The following is a 5,294-nucleotide window of genomic DNA, read 5'->3' as shown; positions in this document are numbered from 1 at the left end:
GCATCTAACTCTTGTTTATGTTGCTTAATTTCAGCTAATCGATCTCCCGTACTTTGCTGAGAAGTAGCATCATTTACTTCCGCATGAGCAGGGTTCGCGCCAGCAATCATTGCTAAAGCTAGTGTAGACGCAGCAATTGTTTGTTTTGTTTTCATATTTTTGTACCTCTTTTCTTTCATATGCATGAGCTGTTTTGTGTAAAATTGAGCATATAGAAGTAGATTCTTCCATCATTATATACCATCTGCGCCGTCTAGAGGAAGTATTTGCATAATAATCTATGATTATGTAATTTTTATAGTCTCTTATTTTGGAGTAGGGGAGAACTCTTTAGCAAGATGGACAATTTTTAATATAGTAGAGTTTACATCCTTACTGTTACGAATAACAAACAAATAATCAGCTTCATTTTCTATAGGATCTACTACATCATCGTGAAGTAATTCAGTTTGTTGTCGATCAAGTACTTCTTTGAAACTAGAATAGCCACCTCTAAAAATATTCGTATTTCGCGTGCTTCTAGCCACTCTTTCGTAAAGTACATCATCTGGAATGTCAAAATGAACGAGTATGCGTATATATTCATTTTGTGGAAATACTTCGTTTAGTAAATAGAATCTTCCGTTTTTACTGCGATTGGAGTTACAAATAATAAGGTGTAAATTTGTATGTTCTTTCGCATAATCAACAATGAATTTTGAAAGACCGTGCTTAAATGTATTAGGGCCTTTAGCCGGCTGTAATTTTTCGTGATGCGTGTTAATAAATTCAGCTTGATTATCTTGATCCATAACGAAAGAGTGGGGTAACTCTTTTTCTAATGCTCTTGCAAATGTAGTTTTTCCACTGTGTGTTTTTCCAACTGTAATGATAACTAATCTTTTCATGACGCCCTCCATTTGTATTGTTATAAACTGGAATATTCGGTGTAGATCGAAGTCTTCCTGCTAGAGATTACAAAAATTGTTGGAGCGTAGCAGGCTGGAAAATTGACAAAAAAACTTATTTATGCTATAATTTACCAATATAAAAATAAGGTGTATAATAGGGTTCTCCTGGCCAGGGGAACCCTATTTTTGTTGTGAAAATGAAGGAGAGTGTATGTGCGTGAAACAAGGTGAAGCAAGTGTAACGTCGTTAGTATCAGCTTTCAGCAGGGCATATCATAGTGAATTTGATAATCCGAAAATCTTTGATGATTATGTAGCTAAAGAGTTCATTTCACAAAAAGAACGTAACAATATTGAAACGAACATGGTTCAAGGGATTCACTTTTTCAATACAGACATTGCAGAGCAGTTTCAAGACAATCCAAAAGAAATATTAAAATGGATTACGCAAGTTCAGTTATCGCCAACACCTTTAGCACGTGCCGCATATTGTGAAAGAGTATTACTACATGAAATTACATTAGGAGCGAAACAATACGTCATACTCGGTGCAGGCTTAGATACGTTCAGTTTTAGACACCGAGAATTAGAAAATAAAATAGAAATATTTGAAGTGGATCATCCTTCTACACAGGCGTTTAAGAAGGAAAGAATAAAAGAAGTAGAACTTGAAGTTCCAAAAAACCTTCATTTTGTTTCAATGGATTTTACGAAAGGATTTTCCTATGAACAGTTACGCAATGAAGGATTTGAACATAAAAAGACTTTCTTTAGCCTTTTAGGTGTTACGTACTATTTAACGAAAGAGGAACTTGCTAGTTTATTAGAATGTTTATTCGAGATGGTTCCGGCAGGTAGTTCTATCGTTTTTGATTATCCCGATGAAAATTTGTTTACGGAAAAGGGACTGTCCAATCGAGTTGAAAATATGGTGAAAATGGCTGCGGTAGGCGGAGAACCGATGAAATCATGTTATTCTTATGCTGAAATGGAAGCACTGTTAGAGAAGGCGGGCTTACTCATTTATGAGCATTTATCACCAGAGGATATAAATACATTATATTTTGCCGGAAGAAATGATTATTTGAAAGCTTTCGAGACGGTACATTATGTGCATGCGGTGAAGAGGTAGGAAATTAACAGGCATGGAGAGGAATCTCTGTGTCTTTCTTTATAAAAAAGGAAATGAGCTGTAGTGGTGGAAAATATATTTATATAATATGTATGAATTGATTTTTTGTAGAAACTAAAGGAAAGGGGAAATAGAAGATGTTGAAATTACAAGGGAAATACAACGAAGCGAAAGTGTTTACTACGAATGTAGAAAAAACTGCAGCAGGTCAAATTATTGATCTTTGTAACCAAGAATTCGTAAAGGATAGCAAGATTCGTATTATGCCAGATACACATGCGGGTGCAGGTTGTACGATTGGGACAACAATGACAATTCAAGATAAGATTGTTCCTAATTTAGTCGGGGTTAACTAATCGGCTCAGACTTTAAACTACTCACTCAATTGACTGGGAACCCTAACGATAAAAGGCGAGGGCAATCAGCAGCCAGTGGTTATGGTGACATAATCGAATGGTTCAGAGACTTGTACCATGTTAGCAGACTAAGGTACAGAATTATTCCTCATCCATTTTGAATTGAAGAGGAATAATTAATACGGTGAGCCTACAGTAGAGACTGCATATCTCGATGACTGTAGAGAAGGTATAGTCCACTCTTTCAGGAAACTGAGAGGTAAGTACGATATTGGTTGTGGCATGGAAGTTGTTATGATTAATAAGAAAAAAGAGGAAATCAACTTCGATCACTTAGACGAAACGATACGTAAATTTGTCCCAAGTGGTTTTCGTATTCGAGATAAGGAACATAGATTTTCAAAAATGATTGATTTTGATAGTGTAAGAGCCCCGTTTACATTGCAACGTGCTCAAAAAAGTATTGGTACACTTGGCGGGGGCAATCATTTTGTCGAACTGAATGAGGATGATAAAGGAAATGTATACATTGTCATTCATAGTGGTTCGCGTAATTTAGGGAAACAAGTAGCAGAGTATTATCAAAACTTTGCTTACGAGCAACTTATAAACGTTAAATCTATTAAAGAAGAAATTATTGAGCGTTTAACGAAAGAAGGTAGACAACAAGAAATACATGAAGCTTTACGTGAAATTAAGAAACCGGTGATTCGCAAAGAATTAGCTTATTTAGAAGGACAAGGATTTAAAGATTACATGAATGATATGAAAATTGCTCAAAAATATGCGGAGTTAAATCGTAAAGCAATGATTGATGAAATCGTCACTAAAATGGATTGGAAAGTAACCGATCAATTCACTACAATTCATAACTACATCGATATGGAAAATATGATTCTACGAAAAGGTGCCATTTCAGCTCAGAAAGATGAACGAGTAATCATTCCAATTAATATGAGAGACGGTTCTATCATTGCATTTGGTAAAGGGAATCCAGATTGGAACTTTTCTGGCCCTCATGGAGCAGGACGTATTATGAGCCGTAAGAAGGCGAAAGAAGTACTTAACTTAGAGGATTTTCAAAATACAATGGCAGAGGTTTGGACTACATCTGTTGCAGAAAGTACTTTAGATGAAGCACCAATGGTATATAAGCCAATGGATGAAATTATTGAGAATACAAAAGAAACAATTGATATTAAACATATTATTAAGCCACTTTACAATTTTAAGGCGAATTAAAAGAGGAGTAATGTTTATTAAAGAAAGAGAACTTGAAAAGATAGCATATTTTGTGGCGGTTATATAACAGAGATTAAAAAGACAACATATTAAACTAAGAGATTCATCATATTCATTTACATGTATGTAATGTAAAAGGCTAGAAAGCTAGATTGGCGCGAATTGCTAATTGTGGAGTATGTAAAAAAGACAAAATCTCTTAAAAAACACTTAATTTTTTATTCCATTAATCTTTACAATCGCCCCCTATAATGTGAATTGGACAAGCACCTAAGAGAAAGCAGAACATGTCAGTTTGTACTTTCTATTATTAGGGGGGAGAATTTGTATGAAAAAGACAGTTGCTTCGTTAGCAGTTATGGCGGCATTATTACCGACGTTTTCAGCACATGCGGAAGGGAAAGAGCAAGCCCGAAAATCAGCTACAACTTTTAATGTTATTAGTGATATTCAAGGTGATTTAGGGGATTTTGATCATGTGCTAAAAGATATGAACAAAGTGACGCCACTTTCTAGAGCGCTTATTATGAATGGGGATATAACGCCGACTGGACAACAGTCACAATATGATGATGTAAAGCGTGTGTTAAATAAAAATAAGCATCCAGAAAATGTATGGTCTACTGTTGGGAATCATGAGTTTTATGCTGGTAAATGGACAGCAGATGGGAAACTTTCTCAAAGTACATGGCCAAATGGTGTAACGGAAGAAACACTATTTGGTCGCTACTTACAATTTAGTGGACAAGAAAAGGTATATCATAAAAAAGAATTAGATGGGTATCCACTTTTATTTTTAGGAACTGAAAAATATATGAAATACCACGATTCAAAAATGTGGGACGAAGTATATATGAGTGATGAGCAATTAGGTTGGTTAAAACAAAATTTAGAAGAGTACAGTCAAAAAGATAAAAATAAGCCAATCTTCATTTTCTCTCATCACGTTTTACCTGATACAGTATCTGGATCAAGGCAATCGCCGTACTTACAAGATTATTTAAACGTCGATAAATTGTACGATATATTAAAAGACTATCCGCAAGTTGTTTTCTTCACGAGTCATACGCATTGGGATTTAAACTTACCTGACTGGGCTGGTAAAAAGAAAATTAAAGGCGGAGATGAAAAAGGTTTCACTGTTGTAAATATGGGCGGGATTGAAACAGGCTGGATGTCAGCAGGACCAAATGGAGGAGAGAAAACTGCTCCAGATGGCTATTCATTTAAACAAGGGTTACAAGTGAAAGCATATGGTAACGATGTAATTGTGACAGCTTACGATTACAAACGTGATAAGGATATAAAGAAGTTATTAATTAGTGATTCAAAAATTGCGCAGATGGCACCAAATGTAACGGCAGATGATAGTAAAAATATAATTGTCGGTGCAACTGAATATATGGAGTATTCTATAGAAGGAACGAATGAGTGGCATACGTATAGTAAAGCAAACCCTCCGAATTTTGATGGGGATAAAGTCGTATACGTACGCCACAAAGGTGAAATGAATTTAGAGCCGGGATTAACACAGTTACTTCGTTTTTCGGTCAATAAGTGATTGGAGGGAGCCCACATTTGAATGTGTGGGCTCTTTTTTTGTTGATGAGAAAGGGGTTGCCTGGCTGTCGTTTTTTGTCGATAGATCGATATATTAAGAAAATCGTTGATATA

The 5,294-nt window shown here is 35.5% G+C and carries 5 protein-coding genes and 1 pseudogene; 4 read left to right on the top strand and 2 right to left on the bottom strand.

Annotated features, from left to right (window positions below; all coding sequences use genetic code 11):
- Together MR107_RS29190 and MR107_RS29185 are read right to left on the bottom strand one after the other, a co-directional pair.
- Positions 1-155, bottom strand: a pseudogene (locus tag MR107_RS29190) (LPXTG cell wall anchor domain-containing protein); the annotation flags it as partial.
- Positions 156-305: 150 nt separating this feature from the next.
- Positions 306-887 (bottom strand): AAA family ATPase, encoded by a 582-nt coding sequence (locus MR107_RS29185; protein ID WP_242293087.1) that lies wholly within the window; start codon positions 885-887, stop codon positions 306-308.
- 214 nt (positions 888-1,101) lie between these two features.
- On the opposite strand from MR107_RS29185, the gene MR107_RS29180 reads away from it, so the two are divergent.
- The 4 genes from MR107_RS29180 (at position 1,102) to MR107_RS29165 (ending at position 5,181) form a co-directional block, all read left to right on the top strand.
- Entirely contained in the window at positions 1,102-2,022 is a 921-nt protein-coding gene (locus MR107_RS29180) for a class I SAM-dependent methyltransferase (protein ID WP_016124858.1), read from the top strand.
- A 137-nt stretch (positions 2,023-2,159) separates the two neighbouring features.
- Positions 2,160-2,378 carry an RtcB family protein gene (locus MR107_RS29175; RefSeq protein WP_000916240.1) on the top strand — a complete coding sequence of 73 codons (219 nt, stop codon included), beginning with the start codon at positions 2,160-2,162 and terminating at the stop codon, positions 2,376-2,378.
- A 282-nt stretch (positions 2,379-2,660) separates the two neighbouring features.
- Positions 2,661-3,620: an RtcB family protein gene (locus MR107_RS29170; RefSeq protein ID WP_017657535.1), complete on the top strand. Its 960-nt coding sequence runs from the start codon at positions 2,661-2,663 to the stop codon at positions 3,618-3,620.
- Positions 3,621-3,948: 328 nt separating this feature from the next.
- A complete protein-coding gene (locus MR107_RS29165) occupies positions 3,949-5,181 on the top strand; it encodes a DUF4073 domain-containing protein (RefSeq protein WP_242293086.1) in 1,233 nt (410 codons plus the stop codon).
- Positions 5,182-5,294 lie beyond the last annotated feature (113 nt).

The organism is Bacillus cereus group sp. BfR-BA-01441 (genome assembly GCF_022663075.1).
Lineage (GTDB): Bacteria > Bacillota > Bacilli > Bacillales > Bacillaceae_G > Bacillus_A > Bacillus_A cereus.
This window is presented reverse-complemented; position numbering and strand designations above follow the sequence as displayed.

What these genes read in the sequence shown, in the direction of transcription:
- MR107_RS29170 (WP_017657535.1), top strand. Translation starts at nt 2,661, where the DNA reads ATGGAAGTTGTTATGATTAATAAGAAAAAAGAGGAAATCAACTTCGAT.
- MR107_RS29180 (WP_016124858.1), top strand. Translation starts at nt 1,102, where the DNA reads ATGTGCGTGAAACAAGGTGAAGCAAGTGTAACGTCGTTAGTATCAGCT.
- MR107_RS29175 (WP_000916240.1), top strand. Translation starts at nt 2,160, where the DNA reads ATGTTGAAATTACAAGGGAAATACAACGAAGCGAAAGTGTTTACTACG.
- MR107_RS29165 (WP_242293086.1), top strand. Translation starts at nt 3,949, where the DNA reads ATGAAAAAGACAGTTGCTTCGTTAGCAGTTATGGCGGCATTATTACCG.
- MR107_RS29185 (WP_242293087.1), bottom strand. Translation starts at nt 887, where the DNA reads ATGAAAAGATTAGTTATCATTACAGTTGGAAAAACACACAGTGGAAAA.